The organism is Nocardia sp. CA-120079 (assembly GCF_050955745.1).
Lineage (GTDB): Bacteria > Actinomycetota > Actinomycetes > Mycobacteriales > Mycobacteriaceae > Nocardia.
In genome coordinates this window covers 7930924-7954354 of the sequence record NZ_CP192088.1, presented here as the reverse complement: position 1 = coordinate 7954354, position 23431 = coordinate 7930924, and the positions used below count along the sequence as shown (strand labels likewise).

The window sequence follows — 23431 nt, the reverse complement described above, 5'->3', positions numbered from 1 at the left end:
TAGGCGATGCGGCGGCCGCCTTCGGCTGGCGCGATCATCTTGACGCGGCCGATGCAGCCACACCGTGTGGTTGAGCGAGGTCATCAGCCAGCTCTTGCGCTCGGTGTCGTGATCCCATTCCGTGCAGCGCGATTGCGTGACCGCCGCCGAGTACGAATCCGCGGTTGCCGACCGAGTGCAGTGCGATGTGGCCCAGTTCGTGTTGGCGTGGATCCATCAGGTAGCGGCTCGAAGCTGCGTGAACTTCCTCTCCCAGAGGGCACGGACGAGTGAAGGCTGTGATGCCTGCGACTGCTGCCGTGCCTTCCGCTGGCTCGTCGCCCGTTTGGACCGGCTGTCGCGAATGATTCCTCTCGCAGAGCCGTGGCGAGCGCCGAACGCTCGGGCTCTCGACGCCGAAACGTTGACCACGTGGGCGCGGCGGGTGCGCTCACCGACGGCGGGGTGGACCTGCTCAACATCCTGCTCGGTTCCGCGTTCGGCGGGTCGGCCACCGACGCCTCGGCGTTGTTCGGCCTCTGGTATGTCGCCGGTGCTGGCAACGAGCACACCCCGGGCACCGTGGCCCGCATGATGGATGCGACAGATTCATTCACGCGGAGCATCACGTTGATGCCGATGGTGCTGCCGAACAGCGCATCGGACATGGCCACCGACTGACCGCCCGGGAAATCGCGCCCGCTCGCCGCCCGGCGGCGGCGAGCGAGGGTGCGATCAGCAGACAAAGTCCGTACTCGTGGCCTCAGAACGCACCGTCAGGCAGCTCCATCAGCGTCGTTGTCACAGATGTCACGAATCGTCTCGCGGAGGCCAGATCCGGCAGGACAGTCCTGGCGAAGAAGTCGGCGACGGCTACTTTGCCCTCGTAGAACTCGCAATCCGTCTTCGACAATCGGTCGCTGAGGGCGGCGAGGGCGATGTCGGCTTGCTCGAGCAGCCTCCATCCGATCATGAGATCACCGAATGCCATCAAGAACCGCACCGAGGCAAGTCCGATCTTGTACAGCTCGCTGGGCCGTTCCTGGGCGGCCATCAAATTACCGAACAACGCTTGGGTCATCGCCTGTACGTCACCGAGCGCCGTGGCCAGCACAGCGAGTAGATCGGTCAGGCGTGCGTCACTGTTCGCGCGCTCGAGGAAGACCGAAATCTGGCCCTGCAGGTGCGTCAGGGCGACGCCCCGGTCGCGGGCGATCTTGCGGAAGAAGAAGTCCAGCGACTGAATGGCGGTGGTGCCCTCGTAGAGCGAGTCGATCTTCGAGTCACGGATGTACTGCTCGATCGGGTAATCCTGCAGGAAACCGGAACCACCGAAAGTCTGCAGCGAATCGGTCAGATGCTGGTAGGCGCGTTCGGAGCCGACACCCTTGACGATTGGAAGCAGCAGGTCGTTCACCCGGCGAGCTAGGTCGGCATCGGCACCGGACACCTGCTCGGCACTGGCCGGATCTTGATGTGCGGCCGCATACATGTACACAGCGCGAAGACCCTCGGCGTAGGCCTTCTGCATCATCAGGCTGCGACGCACGTCGGGATGGCGAAGGATGGTTACGCGTGGTGCGGTCTTGTCGGCCATCTGGGTCAAGTCGGGGCCTTGCACGCGGGTCTTCGCGTACTCGAGCGCGTTGAGGTAGCCGGTGGACAGGGTGGCGATCGCCTTCGTACCCACCGACATTCGCGCGTTCTCGATCACTTTGAACATCTGGGCGATCCCGTCATGGCTGTCACCGACCAGCCAGCCCCGGGCCGGAACGCCGTGGCCGCCGAAGGTGAGCTCGCATGTGCCGGAAGCCTTCAAGCCCATCTTGTGCTCAACATTGGTGACGAACGCCCCGTTGCGGTCGCCGAGTTCACCGGTGTGTGAGTCGAAATGGAATTTCGGCACGAAGAAAAGGCTCAAACCTTTCGTGCCCGGCCCTGCTCCCTCCGGGCGTGCGAGAACGAGGTGAAAGATGTTCTCCGCCAGGTCATCGGACTCCGCTCCGGTAATGAAACGCTTCACGCCTTCGATGTGCCAGCTGCCGTCGTCTTGTTTCACGGCCTTCGTGCGGCCAGCCCCGACGTCGGAGCCCGCGTCCGGCTCGGTGAGCACCATCGTCGCACCCCAACGTCGATCGATCGCGATCTTCGCCCACCGTTTCTGCTCGTCATTGCCGACCCGGAACAGGACATCGGCCATCACGGGCCCCAGCATGTAGAAGAAGACAGCAGGATTCGCGCCGAGCAACAGCTCGTTGACCGCCCACGTCACCATCCACGGCGCGGGAGTGCCGCCCAGTTCGTCGGGCAGGCCTAGCAGGAACCACTCCGCGTCCTGCCAGGTGCGCACCGACTTCTTGAAATCGTCCGGTAACGCGACCGAATGCGTCTCCGGATCGAAGATCGGCGGATTGCGGTCGGCGTCGGCGAAGGACGCGGCCACGGGACCTTCGGCCTGCCGCGCGGCCTCGGCGAGCATGGAACGGACCGTGTCCGAGTCCAAACCCGCGAAGCTGCCGGCTCGAAGGATCGCATCCAAGCCCATGACCTCGAACATGTTGAACTCGAGGTCGCGGACGTTGCTCTTGTAGTGACCCATGGGGGACTTTCGTGGCGCACCTCGAGTGCGAGCACGGTATGTAGGTGCATCCTTTAATAGTCAATAATGCGACTAATAAGCTAGTGCTCTATACCGAGCAAGGCAAGAGTTAGAACGAGCCGTCGGCCGAGGTTCGACAGGCGGGTATCTGATCGCCGGTCGCGTCGGGGGAACGGACGCGGCGACGGGCGGTGATGGGCGAGGCTTGCCTGAGCCGAGTAGTGGCAGCTCGACGTTTGCGCCAGTGCGCCAAGGGATGTCGAAGCGGCGCACAATGTTGTCGAGATCCTGTTTCAAGCGCGTCAGGAGTCACGAATTGACCACTCCCACTGGCTCGTCGCCCGCCGTCGACGGCTCACGGGTTGCGTTGTACACACCCGAGTACGCTGCGGATCCGCACGGCACCTACCGCGAGATGCGCCGACGTTTCGGTTCTTTCGTGCCGGTGGAACTGGCGCCGGGGGTGCCCGCCACATTGGTGATCGGATACCGCGAGGCAGTAAGGATCCTCAACGATCCAGAACACTTCCCGGCCGATCCCCGGGTCTGGCAGGAGACGATTCCCGACAGCTGTCCGGTCAAACCGTTGATGATGTGGTATCCGGGGCCACTGCGCAACGCCGGCGCAGCGCATGCCCGGTATCGCCAAGTCAACGTCGCGGCGATCGATGGAGTGGATTTGTACGGTCGACACGCCGCTGTGGAGCGGATTGCCATCCCGCTGATCAATGCCTTTTGCGAGGTAGGCGAGGCCGACTTGCTCAGCCAGTACGCGTTCCCGCTGGTCTTCGCGGGCCTGAACGATATGTTGGGCTGCCCACCGGAGCTGAGCCTGCGGGTCGCGGCCGGTATGGCGCACCTGTTCAACTCCGTCGACGACAACGCCGGTCTGGGTATGGCGATGCTCAGCGAAGCATTACTGGAGTTGATCGCGCGCAAACGAGCTGAGCCTGGCGACGACATCGTCACCCGAATGGTGCAGCACCCCGCCGGTCTCGATGAAGAAGAGACCCTGGCGAACATCATCAGCCTCTACGGTGCGGCATTGGAACCGCAGCAGAACCTGATCGTCAACACGCTGCTGCTGATTCTTACCGACGACCGGTTCGCAGGCGATGTGCTCGGGGGCAGCCTGTCGACACGCGACGCACTCGATGAAGTCCTGTTCGCCGACTCACCTGTAGCAAACTTCGCGACCACCTACCCGCGGCAGCCGATCCTGATCGGCGATACCTGGCTGCCTGCGCACCAACCGGTTCTCATCGGCTTGTCCGCCTGCAATAACGACCCGGCGATCTCCGGCTCATTCCTCGGCAATCGTTCGCACCTGGCGTGGAGCATCGGGCCACACGCGTGCCCTGCGACGCGGTTGGCGTCACTGATTGCCGAAGACGCCATCGATCAGTTGCTCGATGCGCTACCCGAGATGCGGCTGGCTGTCCCGGCCGAGGAATTGACCTGGCGGCCGGGGCCGTTCCACCGAGCGCTGGCAGTGCTGCCGGTCGTCTTCCCCAAGTCCCGACCATTGAACGTGTCGTAAAGGATGATGCCGTGCCCGGTTGACCCAATCAGTATGGTGCGCAACATCTTCCCGGCCCGACCATATGGGCACATTGGTGTAGGGGGCGGACCGGAAGAGTGCCGATGCCATCGGTCCGTTTCTCCTCCCCCGAGTGAAGTGGGCCGCCGACGGGGTGCCCGCGGCGTGGACGGCTGCGGGATCGCCGCGGGCTCTGTTCCACAAGCTCGGTGCCCGAAGATGACGTGCTCACGTGGCTCAGTACAACCTCCGCTGCTGCGGCGGGAAACGGTTTTGGTGTGCAGGCGTAGGAGCAGCCAGGTCCGGAGCGTTGGCTGTTGTAGCTGAACAGCGCGTGCAGCATATGTGGTGGGTTGTCCGAAACGAGCACGCGTTTAGCGGGGCCGTCCGCGCGGCTGGGGTGGAAGGGGATAGAGGGATCGCTCGTGCACGCGGATGGCTCAGTTACGCGGCTGTGCGTGGTAGAGCACCGGGCGAAGTTCACTCGAATACGCAGCAGCGTCATTTCTGACGTAAATGTGTGCTGCGAGGGGGCGCCTTCGGCGCGGGGCGCCACGACAGGGGCGGCGGGGACTCGGAAGTGGAGGCTATTCGAGTTCGCTGAAGCATAGCATAGGGCCGCCGATGATGTTTGCAATTTCTGTATTCTGCTGATTTGTAACGTTTTTCGGTACTGCGGTGGAAGTAGCTGAGTGGGGGACCGTTGTGGCGTTCTGTAGATTCGCTCGGTTTCGGTCTGTTGCCTGCATCAAACGGGTTGTGGCATTGGCGGAATCATTGATCGGAATGTTGCGAATGAGCTGCAACAGTTTTCAGTACTCGAGTTCAAGTAGCTGAGTAGGACGGCGTCGTCGCGACATGTCGACTGGTTCGAGTTCCGGTCTGGTGTGGGTTGCAAACATGTTGCGGCGTGGGCGAAACCGTTGATCGAGGTCAATCGAAGTCGGGACGGTCTCACTCGGGGGTTGTGGTGCGCGTGAGCGCCCCACGTAGGGCATTTATTTGTGCCTCGATGAAGGAGCGAGAAACGGGCGCCTTCGGCGCAATGACGTCGAATCCGTGGTAGGCGCCCGGAACGACGTCGAGGGTGCACCGGATGCCGGTCTGCTGCAGTCGCTGGGCGTAGTCGACGTTTTCGTCGAGGAACAGGTCGTGGTCGCCGACACCGATCCAGGTCGGGGGCAAGCCCGACAGATCCTCGCAACGTGCCGCAGCGGCGAGCATCGGTACCTCGTCGGTCCCGTAGACCGCTCCCAGATAGGATTGCCAGCCGAATCGGTTACTGCGCTGATTCCACAGGCGGAACCTGCGTTCGTCGATGTCGGTTCGCAGTGCTGTTCGATCGTCGAGCATCGGGTAGACCAATAGTTGGAATGCCAGCTGAATTTCACCCTTGTCTCGGGCCAGCAAACCAAGTGCGGCTGCCAGACCACCGCCGCCGCTCGCCCCGCCGATTGCGATGCGTTCTCGGTCGACGTCGGATTGTTCGGCCAGCCAGCGCAACGCGCTGTAGCAATCATCCAGCGGAGTAGGAAAAGGGTGCTCGGGTGCGCGCCGATACTCGACCGCCGCGACTATGGCACCGAGCTCGTTACTGACCTCGGTGCAGAAGTCGTTGTCGGACCCCGCATTCCCGGTTACGAGCCCGCCCCCGTGGATCCACAGCAACGCCGGTGCCGGGGCGGACACGAGCTGGGGCCGATAGACACGAACGGACACTGCCGGTTCGTCCGGAATCGCGATAACCTCGCCGCCTGCGCGCAACGCCGCCGCTGCGGCCATCCACCGAGTCAATCGCAAGCTTCTCGGTCCGGCGAGGAACGACCGTGGGAGAAAGCGTGCAGTTCTCAGGTCTGGGTGGAAGCTCATGACATACCTTCCTGCCGGGGGCGAGGCAGTGCTTCCTGCCTTGTGGCACCGTTCTGCAGCGCGTTTCTACGGGAGAGCCGCCGATCGCAATAACGGCTACAGTGTTACTGTTATTATATTCGGTGTCAACATAACGGGTGCCACCCGGACGTTTCCCGCCACCCGAACTGCTGGCCTACTTCGACCCGATGGGACTTCGAGTTTCGATGTCGGTAACGGGTGAGCTGCAGCCGCTGTTACGCGGAGTCGACCTGACGGCCTGGGTCCGGGTCCGGTGGGCGAGACTGGGTGGCGATGCGCACCACCTCCCGTAGCCGACCACCGAACCGGCGTGCCATGATCCTCGCCGCTGCGGTCGATGCCTTTGCCCACCGCGGATATCACGGGACGTCGATGGCCGATATCGCTGCGGCCGTGGGTATTTCGGCGCCAGCGCTATATCGCCATTTTCGTAACAAACAGCAGCTGCTCGGGCAGTGTCTGTTGGTTGGACTCGATGACACCCTGGCGAGGATCGCCGCGGCCAGTCGTGCCGACAGCCGCGGCTCCGCGGTGCCGTTCGAGCTGGTGCGGGTGGCGCTGGAGCTGCGCGGGCTGCCGAGGTTGTGGCAGTTGGAGTTTCGGAATCTCGCGCCTGACGATCGAAGTGCTGTGCTGGTGCGCGTCATCCGGCTCACCGGGCATCTGCGGCGCTGGATCCAGGTGTCGCGGCCGGAGCTGAGCGGTCCAGACGTCGAGCTGCTGAGTTGGTGCGTGCTCTCGGTCGCGATGAGCCCGTCCTATCATCGCGCCGAGTTGCCGCCACCTATGACGGCCCATGTGCTCGATGCTGCTGTCGCAGCGGTGGTCTCGACTCGACTGCCTAGGTCGGCAAGCAGTGGCCTGGTACGGCCGGTGCGTCCGGATACCGGCAATATCGAACTGGATCGGGCGCTGCGGTCGGAGCGGATGCTGGCCGAGGCTGCGCGATTGTTCAGCACGCACGGATACGCCGCGGTCGGTATCGAGGATATCGGCGCGGCCGTGGGCGTATCCGGGCCCGCGCTGTACTACCACTTTTCGAGCAAGGCCGACCTGCTGGATCAGATTGTGCGCCGACAGGACGAATGGTTACGGCTGATGCTGGCACGGGCGGTCGCGGAGGGGCGCAGCGCCGAGGAGTCGATGCGATCGCTCATGCGTAGTTTCGCGCGCTTCGGCGTCGACGAACCGGATCTACTCGCCATCACCGTCAGCGAGGCGCGGCACCTGCCCGGCGATGCGGTGCAGCGGTATCGCCGGGTGCGCCGAGACGGGATCGCCCAGTGGGGCAGGCTTTTGCAGGCCGCGCGGCCCGAGGTTCCGCTACCGGTGGCTCGAGTACTGGTTCGCGCCGCCGCCACTGTCGTCATCGACGCTGTGCGTAATCCGCGATTGTGTCGGCGAGGAGATTTCGCCGATGTGCTGGTTGCCGTGGGGGAGCACATCCAATCGGCTCCAATCGGACAGCGGAGTATAGCGAAGTGATTCGCGCCACTTAGTTGCCATTAACTTTTGATCGCCAACGGTAGTGCTATCAGCGAATTCATGCCTGGGTTCGCCTATGACATCTGCTTAGCGACTGTTAACTTTCGATTGCGCTCCGCCTGCGACTGCCGCAGAGTGTGGCCGGACGGCGACACGTCCATGCAACCGCCTGCGGCACTTCACTCTTTTTTCGAAAGGCATTGGCCCGTGAGCCATTACAAGAGCAACGTGCGTGACCTCGTTTTCAACCTGTTCGAGGTGTATGGGCTCGACGCCGTACTTGCGTCGGGTGCTTTCGGTGACCTGGACGGCGACACCGTGCGGTCGATGCTGACCGAAGCGGCCCGGCTGGCAGAAGGCCCAGTGGCCGCACACTACGCCGAGACCGACCGCACCCCACCGGTGTTCGACCCGCAGACGCACTCGGTGCGGCTGCCGGAAGAATTCAAGACGGCGGTGCGGGCCTGGCAGGACGCCGAATGGTGGCGGGTGGGCAAGGCCGAGGAGATCGGCGGCGTGCCTGCACCAGCCATGATCGCCTGGGCCGTGTCAGAATTCGTGCTGGGTGCGCAACCTGCTGCCTACATGTACCTCACCGGCACCATCATGGCGAACATCATCCACGGTATCGGCACCCCACAGCAGCAGCACTGGGCGAAGCTGATGGTGCAGCGGAACTGGGGCGCGACCATGGTGCTCACAGAACCGGACGCGGGCTCGGACGTGGGCGCCGGCCGCACGAAAGCCGTTCGGCAGCAGGATGGTTCGTGGCATATCGAGGGCATCAAGCGCTTCATCACAAGCGCTGATTCGGACGATCTGTCCGAGAACATCATGCATGTGGTGCTGGCCCGGCCCGAGGGCGCCGGACCGGGCACGAAGGGATTGTCGCTGTTCCTGGTGCCTAAATTCCATTTCGATCCCGAATCCGGTGAGCTCGGCGAACGAAACGGCGTTTTCGTCACCAATGTCGAGCACAAGATGGGCCTGAAGGCGTCGGCGACCTGTGAGCTGACCTTCAGCGGGCACGGCGTGCCAGCCGTCGGCTGGCTGGTCGGCGACCGGCACGACGGCATCGCGCAGATGTTCAAGGTCATCGAGGAAGCGCGAATGATGGTGGGCACCAAGGCGATTGCCACCCTGTCCAGTGGATATCTGACGGCTCTGGAGTACGCCAAGACCCGAGTGCAGGGCGCCGACCTCACGCAGACTGCCGACAAGAGCGCGCCGAAGGTGACCATCATCCACCACCCGGACGTACGCCGCTCCCTGCTGCTACAGAAGGCGTATGCCGAGGGTCTACGCTCGGTCTACCTCTACGCCGCGGGCCATCAGGACGATGTAGTGGCCCGGCACCTGTCGGGCGCGGACGCGGAGCTGGCGGCGCAGGTCAACGATCTGCTGCTGCCGATCGTCAAAGGCGTCGGATCCGAGCGCGCCTATCAATATCTTGCCGAATCGCTACAGACGCTGGGCGGATCCGGTTATCTGCAGGACTACCCGATCGAGCAGTACATCCGCGACTCGAAGATCGACTCGCTCTACGAGGGCACCACGGCAATCCAGGCGCAGGACTTCATCTTCCGCAAGATCGCACGCAATCGTGGTGTCGCGCTGGCACACCTGCTCAACAAAGTCCGGGAGACAGCGGAATCCGAGCACGGTCAGGCGCGGCTGAAGATGGCCAAGGAACTGCTGGCCACCGCGGTCGAACAGGTGCAGCAGATGGTCGCCGCGCTGAGCGGTTACCTCCTCACGGCCCCGGAACAGCCGTCTGAGCTGTACAAGGTCGGCCTGGGGTCGGTTCGCTTTCTGCTGGCCGTCGGCGATCTCCTGGTGGGATGGCGCCTGGTCGTCGCCGCGGAAATCGCGCTTGCAACATTGGATTCCGATCCGGACGGCGCCGATGGAGCCTTCTACGAAGGCAAAGTCGCGGTGGCCGGGTTCTTCGCTCAGCAGGTGCTGCCGCGACTGAGTGCCGACCACGCGGTCATCGCTGGCCTGGACACCGACATTATGACCGCTGCCGAGAGCGTGTTCTGAGTCGGCCAGCAGCAGGTCGGGCGCGGCGGCGAGAGCGGTTTCCGATGTGGTGGGCCAATCGACCTGCCCTGGACGGTGATTGGCCGCTCGGAAGTTCTCATGGCACCGCTCGCAGCGACATCGGTGGCGACGTCCGAAAATACCGTTGAGCGTCTCCTGGCGGTTCCGCATCACTCGTGACCAGAATCGGCCTGCGCACCGGTCTCGGCAGGTGCCGATGGTATCTGGAGTTCCTTGTGGGAGACGCCGTCCATGGTGGATCGCCGGAGTTGGGTTGTGGTCGCAGCGATCGTGGCGACAGCGGCCGTGTACAGGAGACCACCACTGATCAGGGCTGTTGTGCCGGAAGTGAAGCCGGCGATGAGACCGGCCCGCAGGGGCCAGTCGCTGGGGGACCGGAAGGCGTTCGAAGTCGCGTCCGAATCGGATGGTCGGTGACGCCGAAGTCGTTGGCGCAGCGGTGCAGATAGTCCTTGATCTCGGGTTGTAAGGGATACAGGCGTGTCCATCGCGGGTTGGGGCGAAGGATAGCGAGTACAGGAACGATGGAATGTCGCACTGTGCGCCGGGATAGGTGTTCGCCTGCCAGGTACCGCCGACCTCGTCGGCTCGCTTAAGCACCACGAAATCATCGATGCCGCTGGCCTCTAGCTTGATCGCGGTACACAGGCCGCCGAAACCACCTTGACCCGGGTCACGGTCACGGAGGAATCACTTGTTGCGGTGGGACTCTCGATCATTTGCGACCCACCTTCAGCAGGCCACCGAGGCTGTCCAGTGCCGTACGGGCATTGGCGATGCCGATACGCGCGACGACGGCGGGTGACAGGAGGGCGCTGGGTTTGTCGACCAGTCCCATCACCCGGTACAAAGCTGTCGCGACCGCGGAGTCCCGTTCGGCGGCGATCAACACCGGATCCAGAGCCGCGACCGCGGCTCGGACCGGCAGTGAGGCGCTGGCGGTGACGTGTGGCATCGCGCCGTCAGCGATCACGGTGAGCTGCCAAGCGTTGTCGATCTCGGGCGTGACCGCCGTGTAAAACCTTGTGGCAAGGTCCTTTCCACCTCGGGCGAGGCAGTCGCGCAGCACGGTCATCTGGATCGCGGCGACCGTCATTCCCTGGCCGTAGACGGGGCTGAAGCTGCACACGCTGTCGCCGACCGCGAGCAGGCCCTCGGGGAAACGGTCGAGCCGTTCGTAGCGCCGCCGCAAGTTGGCCTTGTATCGGAAGGCCGAGATCTCGCCGAGGAGTTCACCGTTCTTGATGGCATCGAGCACATCGGGTGGGGCGATGGCTGCGGCGAAGTCGAGGAATCCTGCCGGGTCCTTCGGTGGTTCCTCGCCGTCGTGGCCGATCAGCGTCAGGATGTGGCGGTCGCCTTCGACGGCGAATAAGGCCAGCGCACGCGGCGGCAGATCGCGCACACCGATCGTGATCAGCTTGTCGCGGGGCAGCGCGTTGGGCGGCAGCTGGATGAAGGTGCTGCGGTAGACGATGTCGATCGTGGTGCCTTCTTCGGCCGGCCGCTCGTAGCCGAGCTTGTCCAGCCATGACGGCACGACGCTGGCACGACCCATCGACGCCACGACCAGATCCGCATCGAGCGTCTCACGGGTGCCGTCGGTGCGGTCCAGGATCGCGACGCCGGTAACCCGGGTGCCGTCGGCGCTGACGACCGGCGCCCCGGCATCGCATCTGTCGCGGATGGTGACATTGGGCAGCGCCTCGACCCGCCTGCGGAGGTGATACTCCAGGTGTGGGCGACTTGCCTGAAATGCTCTGTGCCCGGTCGGTATTCGCTTCAGGGTGCGACCGGCCATACTGAAGCGGACTTCGGACAGCGCGTCGCATTCGACCACACCGCTGGCCTGCAGGTCCTGCCCGAACCCCGGAAACAGCTCCTCGAGGATGTCCTTACCCCGCGGCAGCAACCCATGCACGTGTCGCCCCTGCGGGACGCCTTTCCGCGCCTCGGAATCGTCGAGCAGAGCATCGCGTTCGATCACCGTCACCTTCGCGTAAGCCTCGCTGAGCACGCGAGCGGCCAGCAGCCCGCCGATGCCCGCACCCAACACGACCGCATGATCGCCGATTTTCCGCATGCCCTACCTCCGAACGTCGATGTTCCGAGTCCTGCGCGTGGATCGAATCAAAGATCCATCACTGAGACTGATTGCGAATGTAGTCTCAGAGATGAAGCTGGCGCAACCAGTCGAGGAGTCTCAGATCGAACAGCGTGCAGAATGACCGGCATGACCAACGCGACGCAGTCGTCCTCGCTACTCATGGACACCGCCTTGGCGATGATGGCCGAGATCGGCCTCGACGATCTGACGCTGACCGCGGTCGCCCGCCAGGCCGGCGTCTCACGCGCGACGGCCTACCGTGAGTTCGGAGACAAGAATGGTCTCATCGGCGCCGTCAGCAAAATCGAGGTAGCCCGCATGATGAGCACCGCCTACTTGGAGATCGACATGTTCGCGCCAGTGCGGCAACTGGCGAAAGACGCTGTGGTCTTTGCCATCCGCTACCTGCGCCGACACCCGGTGATCGCCCGACTGCGCGACCGAGAACCAGCATGGCTACTCAACGTCGCGATCGAGCACGAAGGATCCAACCTCAACCTGATCGAAACCGTCGGCGCCTTCATCGCACCACTGCTCGCCGCCCGCGACGACAGCGCATCACTCACGGTCACACCAGCGCAAGCAGCAGAGATCGCCGTCCGCACCGCGCTCTCGCACGTACTGATCGAACGCAGCAACCTCACCGACGACCAAGTCGGCGAAGCAGTAGCCCGCGCCATCAGCCACTAACAGATCCCACACTGCGACGGATCACGCAATTAGTCGCAGCGAGCGAACTGTACTCCGGGTCGCGATCCATGTCGACGGCGGCGTTTTCACGATCGCGGCCGCGGACGGGCGCACAGTCGCCGGTGCCGAATTGTCCTTTCGCGTCGACGATTTCGTCTTCCCGATCACCGCCGATATCGACGGACGCACCGCGACATCGACGCCGCGTTTGGATCCGGCGCGTGCGATCTACCGCCCAGTGGCTTTGCCGTTCGAGGACCAGGCACCGGTAAAAAAACCCTACGACCGAGAGCAGGCCGCCTGGAACCGGATGGTCACGACCATCACGACCGGTGCCACTGTCGGCACGCTGGCCGGTGGTCTGGCCGGTGGGGCGGTGGGATGCCTCCTCCGTGGCGTTTCAGCGCAGCTGCGCAGGATCGAATCCGGTTTCGAGCCTGCCACGGACCGCGCCCAAATAGCGGGCCGCGTCGGCTCCGTCGATGATGCGATGGTCATAGGTGAGCGACAGATAGGCCATCGACCGCACGCCGATCTGCAGGGCACCGTTGGCGTCGGGCAACGGAATCAGCCGTTCCACCACTGCGCCGACGCCGAGGATCGCCGATTGCGGGCGATTGATGATCGGGGTGTCGAAGAGGGCTCCGCGGCTGCCGGTGTTGGTGATGGTAAAGGTGCCACCGGTCAAGTCGTCGGCGCCGATCGTCCCGGCACGAACCCGGTCGGCGAGAGCCGAAGTGCGGATGGCGATTTCGGCGATTCCGAGCTCGTCGGCGTGGCGGATGACGGGCACCATCAGACCTTTGGCGCTGTCTACCGCCATACCCAGGTGGACGGCGTCGTGGTAGGTGAGCTCCGTACAGGCGTCGTCGACGGATGCGTTGACGATTGGATGCTCGCCCAGCGCACCGACCGCGGCGGTCGCGACAAATGGAAGGAACGACAGTTTTACACCGGTACGCCGGGCGAATTCCTGTTTCTCCGCATCGCGCAGTCGCGCGATCGCCGTCAGATCTACCTCTACGACGGTGGTCAGTTGGGCTGCGGTGTCGAGGGATTCACGCATCCGCCGGGCGATGGTCCGGCGGATGCGCGGCAGCGTCACCACCCGGTCGCTGGCTGGTGCGGCCAGCGGCTGGGATCGGCTTTCGACGGGATCATCAGCAGCCGGAGCCGGTGGCTCCGGAGACGCGACGGGTTCGACAGGGGTGCCGATTGTTGCCAGGGCCGCGCCGACAGCGACCACGGTGTCCTCGGCGACGAGGGTATCGACGAGTATGCCGGTTACGGGGCTGGGGATTTCGGTGTCGACCTTGTCGGTGGCGACTTCGAGCAGCGGCTCGCCGGCCTCGACCTGGTCCCCGCGCTGCACGAGCCAGCGGCTGATGGTGGCCTCGGTGACATTCTCACCGAGGGACGGCAGCATGACGGTGGTCGCGCTGATCGGGTTTGCGCACATGATTTTTCGGCTCTTCGCTCGGTAGGTTGGTCAGTGGACGAGGTTGAGAGCGGCCCGGACGATGCTGTCGGTGTCGATGCCGTGATAGCGGTAGACGTCGTCTATGGAACCGACCTGACCGAACCCGGTGACCCCCAAGGCGGATGCCGGAACATTGTTGATACCGGCCAGGAACGCGAGCGTGTGGGGGTGGCCGTCGAGGACCGTGACCATGGGCACGGCCCGTTGTGCTGGAAACACCTGATCGAGAATCCAGGACGGACCGGCACCGAGCCCGCGACGCGCCTGCAATGCCTCGAACAGCAGGCCGGGCGAGGTCACACAGACGACATCGGCGGCCACTCCCTGCTCAGCGAGCCGGTCTGCGGCACAAAGCGTTTCGGTCATCATCGCACCCATACCGACGAGCGTCACGACTGGTCGCTCGGTACGGCGCAACAGGTATGCACCCGCGACGACCTGGCGGCGGCGACGTTCCCGGGCGGCCGCGTCCGCGGGGACCGCGGCAGCGGTCTGGTCGACGGGCCGCGTCGACAATCGCAGATACGACGAACTCCCGTCCGGCCGTCCCAGCAGCCCGATACACGCCAGCAGGGTCCATTCCACATCGATGGCGAAGGCCGGCTCATAGCTGACACAGCCGGGCTGCTCGAGTCCGACCGAAGGTGTCGTAATCGACTGGTGCGCACCACCTTCGGCGGCCAAGGTGACACCCGAGGGTGTTCCGACCAGTATCGAGCGCCCGCCGGCATAGATGCCGTAGGACCACGGCTCCAAGGCGCGTTCGACGAAGGGGTCGTACAGCACCCCGATCGGGAACAGGGGCTGACCCCAACGGCTCCACGTCGCGCCCAGCTCGCCGATCAGGCCGACCAGATTCGTTTCGGCGATTCCCAATTCCATATGCTGCCCGGTCGGTTTCTCCCGCCAGTGCATGATTGTCTCGGTGTCGTCGGCGAACCAATTGTGTCGCTCGTTCGGTGACCACACGCCGACCTTGTTCAACCAGCCCGCCAGATTCGTGGTGGAACTGACATCCGGACTGACGGTGACGATCCGCTCGGCGGCCTCGGGTGCCGCTCGGCTGATGTCGAGCAGGGTCCGGCCCAATGCGGCCTGAGTGGTGGATGTTCCCGACGGAGTCCGGCCGAAATCCGTTGGTAGCGTGGGAGGTTCGACATCGTCGATCGGTGCTCGGGCCAACCGCTGAGCCGCCGCGCGGCAAACACGATCCGCCTCGCTGTCGGCTGCGAACCCCGCCCACGGGTCGTGCGGATCGGCACCCAATTCGGCTGCCAACTGCGCAAATTGCTCGACGGTCAACAGTGACGAATGGTTCTGGGGGTGCCCTTGGGTCGGCAGGCGCCAGCCTTTGATCGTGTAGGCGATGATGGCGGTCGGTCGCGTGTCGTCGATCCGGGCGTAGGCGTCTCGCAACGCATCGAGATCGTGTCCGCCCAGATTGCGGATCGCCAGCAGCAGGGTGGCGTCGTCCAATTCTTGGATCAGCGTGGCGATCGCTGCGGCCTCGGGGCCGGACCCGGGTAGCCGGTCGCGCACCTCGGTGGCTGAACAACGCAGCAGCCGTTGATATTCGGGATTGGGCATGTCCAGAATCCGGGCGCGCAACGCGGGGCCGCCCGCACGGCGGAACAGAGATTCCAGCAGGCTTCCGAACCGCACCGTGATCACCTGCCAACCGGCGGCGGTGAACATGGATTCGAGCCGTCCGGCGGCAATATTCGGAACCACTCGATCGAGGGATTGACGATTCAGATCGATGATCCACACGATTTCGCCGAGTTCGCAGACGGCTGGGTCCAGCACCGCCTCCCACACCGCGCCCTCATCCAATTCGGCGTCGCCGACCAGCGAATATTGCCGGCCGGTACCGGCAACCCCGCCGTGGCGGGCATTGATGTAGCGCCGGGCGATGGCCCCCCAGATCGGGGCCGTCGCGCCGATGCCCACCGACCCGGTCGAATAGTCCACGGGGTCGGGATCTTTCGTGCGGCTCGGGTAGGACTGCAGACCGCCGAATTCCCGCAGGGTGGTCAGATATTTCCGGTCCAGCTCGCCGAGCAGATAGTTGATCGCGTGCAGGACCGGCGATGCATGCGGTTTGACCGAAACGCGGTCGCCGGGCGCAAGCTGTTCGAACCACAGCGAGGTCATGATCGAGACCATCGACGCGCACGAGGCCTGATGTCCGCCGACTTTGAGTCCGGAGGGATTGGGGCGAATGCGGTTGGCATGGTGGATCATCGCCGTCGACAGCCACAACACCTTCTGCTCGATGTCGGCGAGCGCGCTAGGCCGCGGCGCGGACGCCATCCCGCTGAAAAAGTGGTCGATGGTCACGGTGTCGTTCATCCTTGCTTCCTTGGCTGCGAATCTCGGGACCGAGCGACCCGCTGAGGCTCAGGTCATGGGTATCAGCGGATCGGTCGTTGCCGGGCAACTGAGGCTCTGATGGAAACCTCCGTGCCGAGGAGCGGGCGCCTTGCCGATTGCGACACCTTGTGCATATCGCACTGATAGTCGACCATTGGTCTCGACTAATGACAATGCTGCTGTAGAAATTTGATCATTATGCACGCGCCTCGCGATCTACTGCTCTTGGAAGGTTGGCAGAATGCCCACGAAACCCACCGTCGACTCCATCGACGCCTCGATCCTCGACGCGCTCAGTGCGGAACCGCGTGCGACAGTGATCGCGCTGGCGGCCCGGACCGGCCTATCCCGCAATACGGTCCAGGCCAGGCTCAATAAATTCGACCAGAACTCCACGCTGCGCAGCTTCGAGCGACGTATAGATCCCGCGACGCTCGGCTATCCGCTGAATGCGGTAATCATGACCGGTGTCACCCAGCGCAAACTGTCCGATATCGCGGTCGCGCTCGAAGCCATCCCCGAAGTAACCGAGGTACAGGGGCTCAGCGGTGTCACCGATCTGCTCATCCAGGTTGTCGCCCGCGACGCTGACGACTTGTACCGCATCGCGGGTCGCATCCTCGATATCGACGGAGTCGAACAGACTACGACGGCCCTGGTCATGCGCCAGCTGGTCGATTTCCGCCTGCATCCGCTCGTACGTGAACTGGCCGCCGAGGAGTGAGGTAGGCCCTCGACCAGGCACTCCTGGCCAGTGATGTACGGGCCCCGGCATGCCGGAGACGCGATCTCGAAGGCCGGAGCGCAAGCGCCGCACAGTGTTTCGGATTAGTCGAACCTATAGGTCGACTGTCGGCGTGCCCGGATCTGTGAGTTCGTGGACATCGCGGCGGTACAGCAGGCCGGTGACGACTCTCGATCGGCGGTGACAAAGCGGCGATCTCGCCTGCCAGTTCCGGTGAAGCCTGGCGCCATATCTCGAGCGACCGGGCGTTCAACACGTGCGCCGCGGGATGTACGAGAGTCTGCTCACGACGCTCCAGGACCGCGGTGGCGATACCACGGCGGGCCAATAATAGGGCAACGGTGGCGCCCGCCCCGACGATGACGATCGGCGGGTCGGTCATGGTTTACAGGGTCTTCCAGGTGATGGTGCGTTTATTGGCGCGCGATGTAGTGCCGGGCCGGGTGCCGGCCCCCCGCTCGAGCAGGCAGGCGGGGTCATCGCCGCGGCGGAGCCGTTCGAGCAAGTAGTCGGGGTCGAACTCGACGCCGATGGGATTGGCCGCGAAAGCGGTGCTGTGTAAGTAGTCGGCTGTCTCGGCGGCAGTGGCGAAGTTCTCGGTCTGCAATTCCAGCCGGACTCCGTCGGGGTCCTCGTAGTACAGCGACGTGGTAGGTCCGTGGTTGATCGACCAAACCGGCGTGATACCAAGCGCTTTGAGGCGCTCGTAGTTGGTGAGTAGCCGTTCCAAGGGCGTGAAGGTCAGAGCGAGATGGTCGACGCCGTAGATCTTGCGACGTAGATGCGCCAAGGGGAAAAGGTAGCGCAACACCCGCGGGACCTTCACCAAGGCGAGCCGGTGACTTTCATCGTCCCAGGTCAGGAATGCGATCTGGGAGTCCTCATGCACCACGTGAGCGCCGAATACTGTGCTGTACCAGGCGATCATCTCCTTGGCTCGGGCGGTTTTGACGACCCAGTGGGCCAGCAGGTCGGGTGCGGCGCCGGCGTGGTCGGGCACGGTCGGTGTGGGGTCGTGAGTCATGGTGTATCCCTTGGCGTGGCGGTGATGGTGGTGGTCTGGGTACCGAGATTGATGGAGCCATCGGCATTGGTGATGGTCGCGGTGACGAGGTCGCCCGGTGCGAGGTACGGCTTGCGCAGGTTCTGGCGGATGAACAGCGACCACAGCCGCTGTTCGGGCAGCAGCGCGGTGGCCAGGCGCCGAACCAAAGCGGGTGGGGTGGTGGCGGTGCAACCGCTCGGGGTGCCGGTGAGTACGACATCACCGGGTGCGAGGTTGCAGAACTCGGTCAGCTCGGTCAGGGTTTCCGCGGGTCCGTACAGCAGGTTGGCGGTGTTGTCGTGCTGACGGCGCACACCATTGACCTTCAGCGACAGGTCGAGATCGGCCAGGAGTCCGATCTCGTCGGGCTCTGGGACGGCCAGCAGCGGGCCCATCGGGCAGAAGCCGCGATAGCTCTTGCCTTTCAGGAACTGCCCTTGGGGCAGCTGCACATCACGCGCTGACAGATCGTTGGCGATCGTCACGCCGAACACATAGTCGTGCAAAGTATCGGCGGTGATCGTGCGGGGTTCGTCGACGCGAGCGCGTAAAACCAGTGCGAGCTCGATCTCATAGTCCAGCAGGCGCACATGCGCTGGACGCAGCACCGGTTCATGAGGGCCGGTGATCGAGGCGTCGGTCTTGTCGAAGAACAGATTGAACGTGCGAGCGTCGGGATCCATGCCGGATTCGATGGCATGCTGGCGGTAGTTCGCACCTTGACAGATCACCCGGCACGGCGTGGTCACCGGTGACACCACGTCCACCCTGTCGAGCTGGTGTACCGGTGGTCGACTACGAGCGGCACGCCAGTCATCAGTGCCGTGCTCGATGAGATCGGCGGTACTCGCATAGTTGTCGCTCAGCGGCCTGACAGATTCGCCTGCGACCACGCCCCACCGACATTCATCGTCATCGATCCGGTAGCGAACGAGGTGCGTGACCATACGGTAGGGCCTCCTGGTGTCAGCGCGGCAAAAGCTCAACAACACCAAGACAACCGTTGCAGGCGTCGGTCCCGCTTGGGCGGCGATCCAAACCCAGGCATCGAGGTTGGACTCTGATCCAAAGCCGTCCGGGCGTCTCCTCGGGGACAGGCACCGAAAGGTCAAACCGGCGGCCGAGGCGCATTCCGTAATGTCGGCACGCACGAAAGCCCGGCCGCAGTTACATCTTGCGTTCGGGCAGGCTGATATCGCGATCAAGGATCGGGCACCACACCCAGCAGCACCGCGGTTCCGACCGCTACCCTCGTCAGCGCTTTCCTCGAGACGGCCATATCTAGATCCGCCTTAAGCGGTTGGATTTGAACGGCTCGGTACCCAGCACGAGACGGAGTCCGGCGATGCCTGAATGTGCTCGGGCATAAGCGAGTTCGTGAGCGATATCGCCGATGTTGTTGACGATCGGCAGTGCGAAGCCCAGCGTCGACAGGGTGCCCAGGGCATGTCCGTCACGGTCGAGGAACGCGCTCCCGCTGTCACCCGGAATACCAGGAGTGGGTGCGACGAGTGCATGGGTCCAGCCGCCGAACGCTGCATCGTCGGCCTTGCTTTCGCCCGTCTGGGGTGACAGAGCGGCGATCCCGCCACGCAAGCTGGAATCACTAGTGAAGACATCTTCAGTCAAGAGCTATGTCATGACCGACACGACCTTCCACTCGATCGCGTACCGACCAAGGATTGCTCGCGCACCGGCAGCGTCGGCCCCCGGTTCGAGCTCGACGGTCGTCACGATCGCACCGTCGTCGATCACGGCGGCCACGCTGCGCACACCGGCGACCTGCTCCAACGCAGCACTGATTTCTCGGCGCGTGGCATCAGCGCGTAATCCCAGCTTGTAGGGCTTTCCTACATCGGTGACCGGCAGGGCATCCAGCACGATCACCGTTTTCGGTGCGGCGGCGGGTTCGGCCACCCGTGCGCTGGCCCAGGCATGCAGTTCCGCTTCGGTGACAGTTGCTCCGGTTGCCAAGGTCACGTAGACGACCGGTACTTCCCCTGCGTGGACATCTGGACGTCCGACCGCTCCTGCGGCGGTGACCGCGGGGTGTGCGAGCAAGGCGTCCTCGATCATCGCCGGGTCGATATTGTGCCCGCCGCGGATGATCAGGTCCTTCTCGCGGCCGTGCAGGTAGATGAAACCCTCGTCGTCGATGTGGGCGAGGTCGCCGGTGTCGAGCCAGCCGTCGACGACCTTTCCGAGACCATCGAGGACGGGTTCGCGCTCGGTGCGGCCGGTGACGTATCCGGCGAAAACCGTCGGCCCGCTGAGAGCCAGGACTCCGGTCGCGCCGATCGGCCGGTCGGCCCAGGTGCCGTCGTCGCAGACACCGATGATCTTGACCTGCTGGTAGGGCATGCGTTGCCCGACCGCACCTGGACGCGGTCGGTCCGGGAAGCTGCGTGCACTCGCACAGGTGGCCTCGGTGAGGCCGTAACCTTCGACAAGGGTGACACCGGTATGGGTTTGGAAACTCTCGCGGACCGCGGCGGGCAGCGGTGACGCGCCGACCATCGCATACCGCAGACTGCTGATATCGGCGTCGACCGGGAATTGCGCCAGCACCGCGTAGACGGTCGGCACCGCGCTCATCGCCGCAATCCGGTAGTGCGCCACGATCTTCCAGAATTCGCCGTACAGCGCGAAGTCCCGATATCCGAGCGGGCCCGCCCACACCACCGCTTGACCCTTGAACAGTGGCGCCAGCAGCGTGACGACCAACGCGTTGACATGGAACAACGGCAGCGCGGCGAACACGACCGCGTTCTCGTCGAGCAAAGTGTTGGCCGCGATCATCCACGCATTGGCGACCTCACCCTCGTGAGTGTGGGCGGCCAGCTTCGGCACACCGGTGGTGCCCCCGGTATGGAACAGTCCGGCGAGGTCGTGCGATTGCGGTGGGCGCCCGGCGAATTCGACGGCGTCTTCGACGACGGCCAACTCATCGAGGTAGCCGAGGCGCAAACCATCGACCACCGATAACGGATCCGGGGTCGAGATCGCGCTTGTAGGGCGCAGGACCAGGATCGCGTCGAGCAGTCCCTCTACGGCCAATTCTCGGACGGACGCCCACGTGGTGGCGTCGAGTTCGGGGCCAGCGGCGATGAGTATCCGCGCGCCGGAACGCTTCAACAGTTCCGCGACATGCTGCCTCGACTGTGCCGCATTGATCGGGGCGGCGATACCCGCCAGTTGTGCGGCAAGAGTCGCCGGGATCAATTCCGCGCAATTGGGTGCCATCAGAGCGACCGCATCGCCACGGCGGACACCGAGCCGGTGCAGCAGGTTCGCGTATCGATGGACTCGGGCCAACAGATCGGCGTAGGTACACTGCCACGGTTCGCGCCACCGGGCAGCCTCCGGCAACACGGTGAGCGCCGTCCGATCCGGCCACAGGTCGGCTGCTCTGACCAGCAGCGCGTAGGTCGATTCCGGCAGGCCACGTTCGTTCAGCGGTACCGCTTCGATACCGGCCAGGTCACCGGGTTCGGTGTAGCGCGGCCAGAGCAGCTCGGAGCTGATCACTTTGTCGGTCATCGCGCGTACCTCACAGCGGTGCGCCGACGGCCCACGTCGATCTTGCCGCCGTCGATGGCCACGGCCACTTCGAGCATATTGTCCGACAGATACTTGTTGTTCGGGTGAACGGCAGTACCCATGAAGAGGTCACTTTCAGTAGGCCGCACCAGCGGCGGAGGTGGATTCGTTGTGATGAGCCACGCACCCGGTAGCGAACGAGGTGGGTCACCATGGCTAACGACTCCTGTGGTTCAGCGCTGGGACAGCGCGGCCAAGCTCAACTCCACCTAGACAACCGTTTCCGGACACCGGACCGCTTGGACGACGATCCAAACCGGGACGCTGAGATTGGATTCCAACCCAAGGCGGGATTCGTCCCAGCACCTCCCCAACCGACATGAAATCGGCCCGCGTGACACCCGACGCGGGACTCTGACCGTGGGCGCCAGGCCAGGAATGTGTCAGCGATCGGGCTCGAGAAAGGCGGTATCAACATCCAGGACCGCGGCGCCGAGTTCTTCGGCGAGCGCGAGCGCTGCTTGCAGCTGGGTGCGGCGGTCGTGAATCTTGCGGCCCCGCAGTTCTTCGGCACGCTGGACGCGGTAGGCGACGGTATTGCGGGCAATCCGCAACTGGGCAGCGGTGGCAGCGAGGCTGCGTTCGTTGTCGAGATAGCACTTCAGCGTCGTGCGCACGGCCGTGCGGAACTCGCCAGGAGTAGCCAGATCGCCGAGTTCGCGGTGCACGAACTCACGCGCCTGCTCCGGGCGGGCACTGAGCATCACCACAAGGTCCAGTTCGCCGTAGTCGAACAACCACCGTCGCGAGGTCGCGATCGCGCCGAGGTCGGCGGCATCGCTGGCTTGCCGGTGCGTCGCCGCGAATCCGAGCACACCAGGCGCGGGCAGCCCTACCGCGACCCGCACACCGGGGATCGGCCCCAGCACTGAACCGGTGGGAAGCGCCGGCGGCCGACGGGTGCTCGCGCCCCACGCCCACACGCGGCGCCCGCCGACCGGCACAATCAGTGTGGCCGTAGCGCCACAGGTAGTGAGCAGCGACGCGGCGACGTCATCCAGGCGTGCGGCGCTCTCGGCAGCGCGGTGGTCCGTCCAGACCACAAGGCCCAGATGTTGGCGGGTCAGGTCGTAGCCCAGGATGCGTTGAGCACGGTGCAGGTCGACGGCTTCACCGCGCAGGATTTCCCCGATAACCTCGGCACGCAACGCCGCCGAGCTGGCCTGCCACACGCGCTGGGCCTGGCCGTATTCGGCTGCCATCGCGGTGGTCAGCCGGTCGGTGATATCGAAAAGCACTTCGGTGACACGCCGCATCGTGGCGAACCGCTGTGGTGCGGGCATCAGTCTCTCGGCGGCGTCGAGAACATACTCGGCGGCCACAGCGTGACCGATATGGATACTGCGCAGCATATGCTCGACACCGACTCCGCGGCTAACGATCTCTGCAGGACCCACCAGCACATCCGGAGCCGCGGACACCACGAAGTCCTGCTCGTCGGCCAGCGCGCCGATGGCCTCCACGGCCACCGCTTCACAACCGCCGCGCACCCATTCCACAATCCCATCGGCAGCGAGTTCGGGAACCTCGGCCACGATCCGATCGGTCATCGCCACGCCCAGCTCGACCGCCCACCCAACCGGCCCGGCACCGAGACGAACCGTCAGCTCCTCCACCTGGGCACCAGACAGCACCGACCGCGACAACGCCGTCGGATCAACCGGCGAAAGCGCCCGAATCCAAGCCACAGCCGCACGATCGTCGCCCGTGTCGGTATCTCCTTCCACCGACCGAACATATCGTCACCCACGGCGACCCTCCTAGCCAGCACATTCGTGCCGCATTAGAAATAGGGCGTAAGGGGGTCGGTTATGACCATGGAGGCTCGACAACC

The 23431-nt window shown here is 64.3% G+C and carries 18 protein-coding genes and 1 pseudogene; 6 read left to right on the top strand and 13 right to left on the bottom strand.

Annotation, left to right across the window (positions count from 1 at the left end; all coding sequences use genetic code 11):
- Positions 1 to 363: 363 nt before the first annotated feature.
- Positions 364 to 660, top strand: a complete 297-nt coding sequence (locus ACQPYR_RS36255) for a hypothetical protein (RefSeq protein ID WP_433623625.1) — start codon at positions 364 to 366, stop codon at positions 658 to 660.
- A gap of 82 nt (positions 661 to 742) precedes the next feature.
- Here ACQPYR_RS36255 and ACQPYR_RS36250 read toward each other — a convergent pair whose 3' ends face one another.
- Positions 743 to 2578, bottom strand: a complete 1836-nt coding sequence (locus tag ACQPYR_RS36250; RefSeq protein WP_433623623.1) for an acyl-CoA dehydrogenase — start codon at positions 2576 to 2578, stop codon at positions 743 to 745.
- Between the two features lie 316 nt (positions 2579 to 2894).
- On the opposite strand from ACQPYR_RS36250, the gene ACQPYR_RS36245 reads away from it, so the two are divergent.
- The gene (locus ACQPYR_RS36245; RefSeq protein ID WP_433623621.1) at positions 2895 to 4118 is read left to right on the top strand and encodes a cytochrome P450; all 1224 of its coding nucleotides are present in this window, start codon (positions 2895 to 2897) and stop codon (positions 4116 to 4118) included.
- Positions 4119 to 5072: 954 nt separating this feature from the next.
- On the opposite strand, the gene ACQPYR_RS36240 is transcribed toward ACQPYR_RS36245, so the two are convergent.
- Complete coding sequence (locus ACQPYR_RS36240) at positions 5073 to 5987, bottom strand: alpha/beta hydrolase (protein WP_433623619.1); 915 nt, start codon at positions 5985 to 5987, stop codon at positions 5073 to 5075.
- Positions 5988 to 6281: 294 nt separating this feature from the next.
- Here ACQPYR_RS36240 and ACQPYR_RS36235 point away from each other — a divergent pair, with 294 nt between their 5' ends.
- Together ACQPYR_RS36235 and ACQPYR_RS36230 are read left to right on the top strand one after the other, a co-directional pair.
- Positions 6282 to 7493: a TetR/AcrR family transcriptional regulator gene (locus ACQPYR_RS36235; protein ID WP_433623617.1), complete on the top strand. Its 1212-nt coding sequence runs from the start codon at positions 6282 to 6284 to the stop codon at positions 7491 to 7493.
- 207 nt (positions 7494 to 7700) lie between these two features.
- Positions 7701 to 9536: an acyl-CoA dehydrogenase gene (locus ACQPYR_RS36230; protein ID WP_433623615.1), complete on the top strand. Its 1836-nt coding sequence runs from the start codon at positions 7701 to 7703 to the stop codon at positions 9534 to 9536.
- A 427-nt stretch (positions 9537 to 9963) separates the two neighbouring features.
- Here the strand turns inward: ACQPYR_RS36230 and ACQPYR_RS36225 are convergent.
- Both ACQPYR_RS36225 and ACQPYR_RS36220 read right to left on the bottom strand, forming a co-directional pair.
- Positions 9964 to 10205: pseudogene (locus ACQPYR_RS36225) on the bottom strand (cyclohexanone monooxygenase); the annotation flags it as partial.
- Between the two features lie 67 nt (positions 10206 to 10272).
- Positions 10273 to 11640 (bottom strand): FAD-dependent oxidoreductase, encoded by a 1368-nt coding sequence (locus ACQPYR_RS36220; protein WP_433623613.1) that lies wholly within the window; start codon positions 11638 to 11640, stop codon positions 10273 to 10275.
- Here ACQPYR_RS36220 and ACQPYR_RS36215 point away from each other — a divergent pair.
- Positions 11620 to 12354, top strand: a complete 735-nt coding sequence (locus tag ACQPYR_RS36215; RefSeq protein WP_433623611.1) for a TetR/AcrR family transcriptional regulator — start codon at positions 11620 to 11622, stop codon at positions 12352 to 12354. The two genes, ACQPYR_RS36220 and ACQPYR_RS36215, sit on opposite strands and share 21 nt — an antisense overlap.
- Positions 12355 to 12754: 400 nt before the next feature.
- Here ACQPYR_RS36215 and ACQPYR_RS36210 read toward each other — a convergent pair whose 3' ends face one another.
- Both ACQPYR_RS36210 and ACQPYR_RS36205 read right to left on the bottom strand, forming a co-directional pair.
- The gene (locus tag ACQPYR_RS36210; RefSeq protein ID WP_433623609.1) at positions 12755 to 13813 is read right to left on the bottom strand and encodes a 2-oxo acid dehydrogenase subunit E2; all 1059 of its coding nucleotides are present in this window, start codon (positions 13811 to 13813) and stop codon (positions 12755 to 12757) included.
- 30 nt (positions 13814 to 13843) lie between these two features.
- Positions 13844 to 16186, bottom strand: a complete 2343-nt coding sequence (locus tag ACQPYR_RS36205) for a transketolase-like TK C-terminal-containing protein (protein WP_433623607.1) — start codon at positions 16184 to 16186, stop codon at positions 13844 to 13846.
- Positions 16187 to 16448: 262 nt separating this feature from the next.
- Here ACQPYR_RS36205 and ACQPYR_RS36200 point away from each other — a divergent pair, with 262 nt between their 5' ends.
- Positions 16449 to 16931 carry an Lrp/AsnC family transcriptional regulator gene (locus ACQPYR_RS36200; protein WP_433623605.1) on the top strand — a complete coding sequence of 161 codons (483 nt, stop codon included), beginning with the start codon at positions 16449 to 16451 and terminating at the stop codon, positions 16929 to 16931.
- Here the strand turns inward: ACQPYR_RS36200 and ACQPYR_RS36195 are convergent.
- From ACQPYR_RS36195 to ACQPYR_RS36165, 7 genes are all read right to left on the bottom strand, one after another.
- Entirely contained in the window at positions 16867 to 17334 is a 468-nt protein-coding gene (locus ACQPYR_RS36195; protein ID WP_433623603.1) for an FAD-dependent oxidoreductase, read from the bottom strand. The two genes, ACQPYR_RS36200 and ACQPYR_RS36195, sit on opposite strands and share 65 nt — an antisense overlap.
- A 3-nt stretch (positions 17335 to 17337) precedes the next feature.
- Complete coding sequence (locus ACQPYR_RS36190; protein ID WP_433623602.1) at positions 17338 to 17976, bottom strand: VOC family protein; 639 nt, start codon at positions 17974 to 17976, stop codon at positions 17338 to 17340.
- Entirely contained in the window at positions 17973 to 18944 is a 972-nt protein-coding gene (locus tag ACQPYR_RS36185; protein WP_433623600.1) for a fumarylacetoacetate hydrolase family protein, read from the bottom strand. The genes ACQPYR_RS36190 and ACQPYR_RS36185 overlap by 4 nt, the downstream gene beginning before the upstream one ends.
- Positions 18945 to 19278: 334 nt before the next feature.
- A complete protein-coding gene (locus ACQPYR_RS36180) occupies positions 19279 to 19593 on the bottom strand; it encodes a hypothetical protein (protein WP_433623598.1) in 315 nt (104 codons plus the stop codon).
- 36 nt (positions 19594 to 19629) lie between these two features.
- Positions 19630 to 21537 (bottom strand): acyl-CoA synthetase, encoded by a 1908-nt coding sequence (locus ACQPYR_RS36175; protein WP_433623597.1) that lies wholly within the window; start codon positions 21535 to 21537, stop codon positions 19630 to 19632.
- A complete protein-coding gene (locus ACQPYR_RS36170; RefSeq protein WP_433623595.1) occupies positions 21534 to 21659 on the bottom strand; it encodes a hypothetical protein in 126 nt (41 codons plus the stop codon). The genes ACQPYR_RS36175 and ACQPYR_RS36170 overlap by 4 nt, the downstream gene beginning before the upstream one ends.
- Positions 21660 to 21980: 321 nt before the next feature.
- A complete protein-coding gene (locus ACQPYR_RS36165; protein ID WP_433623594.1) occupies positions 21981 to 23324 on the bottom strand; it encodes a PucR family transcriptional regulator in 1344 nt (447 codons plus the stop codon).
- Between the last annotated feature and the right edge of the window lie 107 nt (positions 23325 to 23431).

Coding starts and splice junctions, on each gene's coding strand:
- ACQPYR_RS36250 (WP_433623623.1), bottom strand. CDS start 2,578: ATGGGTCACTACAAGAGCAACGTCCGCGACCTCGAGTTCAACATGTTC.
- ACQPYR_RS36240 (WP_433623619.1), bottom strand. CDS start 5,987: ATGAGCTTCCACCCAGACCTGAGAACTGCACGCTTTCTCCCACGGTCG.
- ACQPYR_RS36235 (WP_433623617.1), top strand. CDS start 6,282: ATGCGCACCACCTCCCGTAGCCGACCACCGAACCGGCGTGCCATGATC.
- ACQPYR_RS36215 (WP_433623611.1), top strand. CDS start 11,620: ATGATCGCCGATTTTCCGCATGCCCTACCTCCGAACGTCGATGTTCCG.
- ACQPYR_RS36220 (WP_433623613.1), bottom strand. CDS start 11,640: ATGCGGAAAATCGGCGATCATGCGGTCGTGTTGGGTGCGGGCATCGGC.
- ACQPYR_RS36210 (WP_433623609.1), bottom strand. CDS start 13,813: ATGTGCGCAAACCCGATCAGCGCGACCACCGTCATGCTGCCGTCCCTC.
- ACQPYR_RS36205 (WP_433623607.1), bottom strand. CDS start 16,186: ATGAACGACACCGTGACCATCGACCACTTTTTCAGCGGGATGGCGTCC.
- ACQPYR_RS36200 (WP_433623605.1), top strand. CDS start 16,449: ATGCCCACGAAACCCACCGTCGACTCCATCGACGCCTCGATCCTCGAC.
- ACQPYR_RS36195 (WP_433623603.1), bottom strand. CDS start 17,334: ATGACCGACCCGCCGATCGTCATCGTCGGGGCGGGCGCCACCGTTGCC.
- ACQPYR_RS36190 (WP_433623602.1), bottom strand. CDS start 17,976: ATGACTCACGACCCCACACCGACCGTGCCCGACCACGCCGGCGCCGCA.
- ACQPYR_RS36185 (WP_433623600.1), bottom strand. CDS start 18,944: ATGGTCACGCACCTCGTTCGCTACCGGATCGATGACGATGAATGTCGG.
- ACQPYR_RS36175 (WP_433623597.1), bottom strand. CDS start 21,537: ATGACCGACAAAGTGATCAGCTCCGAGCTGCTCTGGCCGCGCTACACC.
- ACQPYR_RS36170 (WP_433623595.1), bottom strand. CDS start 21,659: ATGGGTACTGCCGTTCACCCGAACAACAAGTATCTGTCGGACAATATG.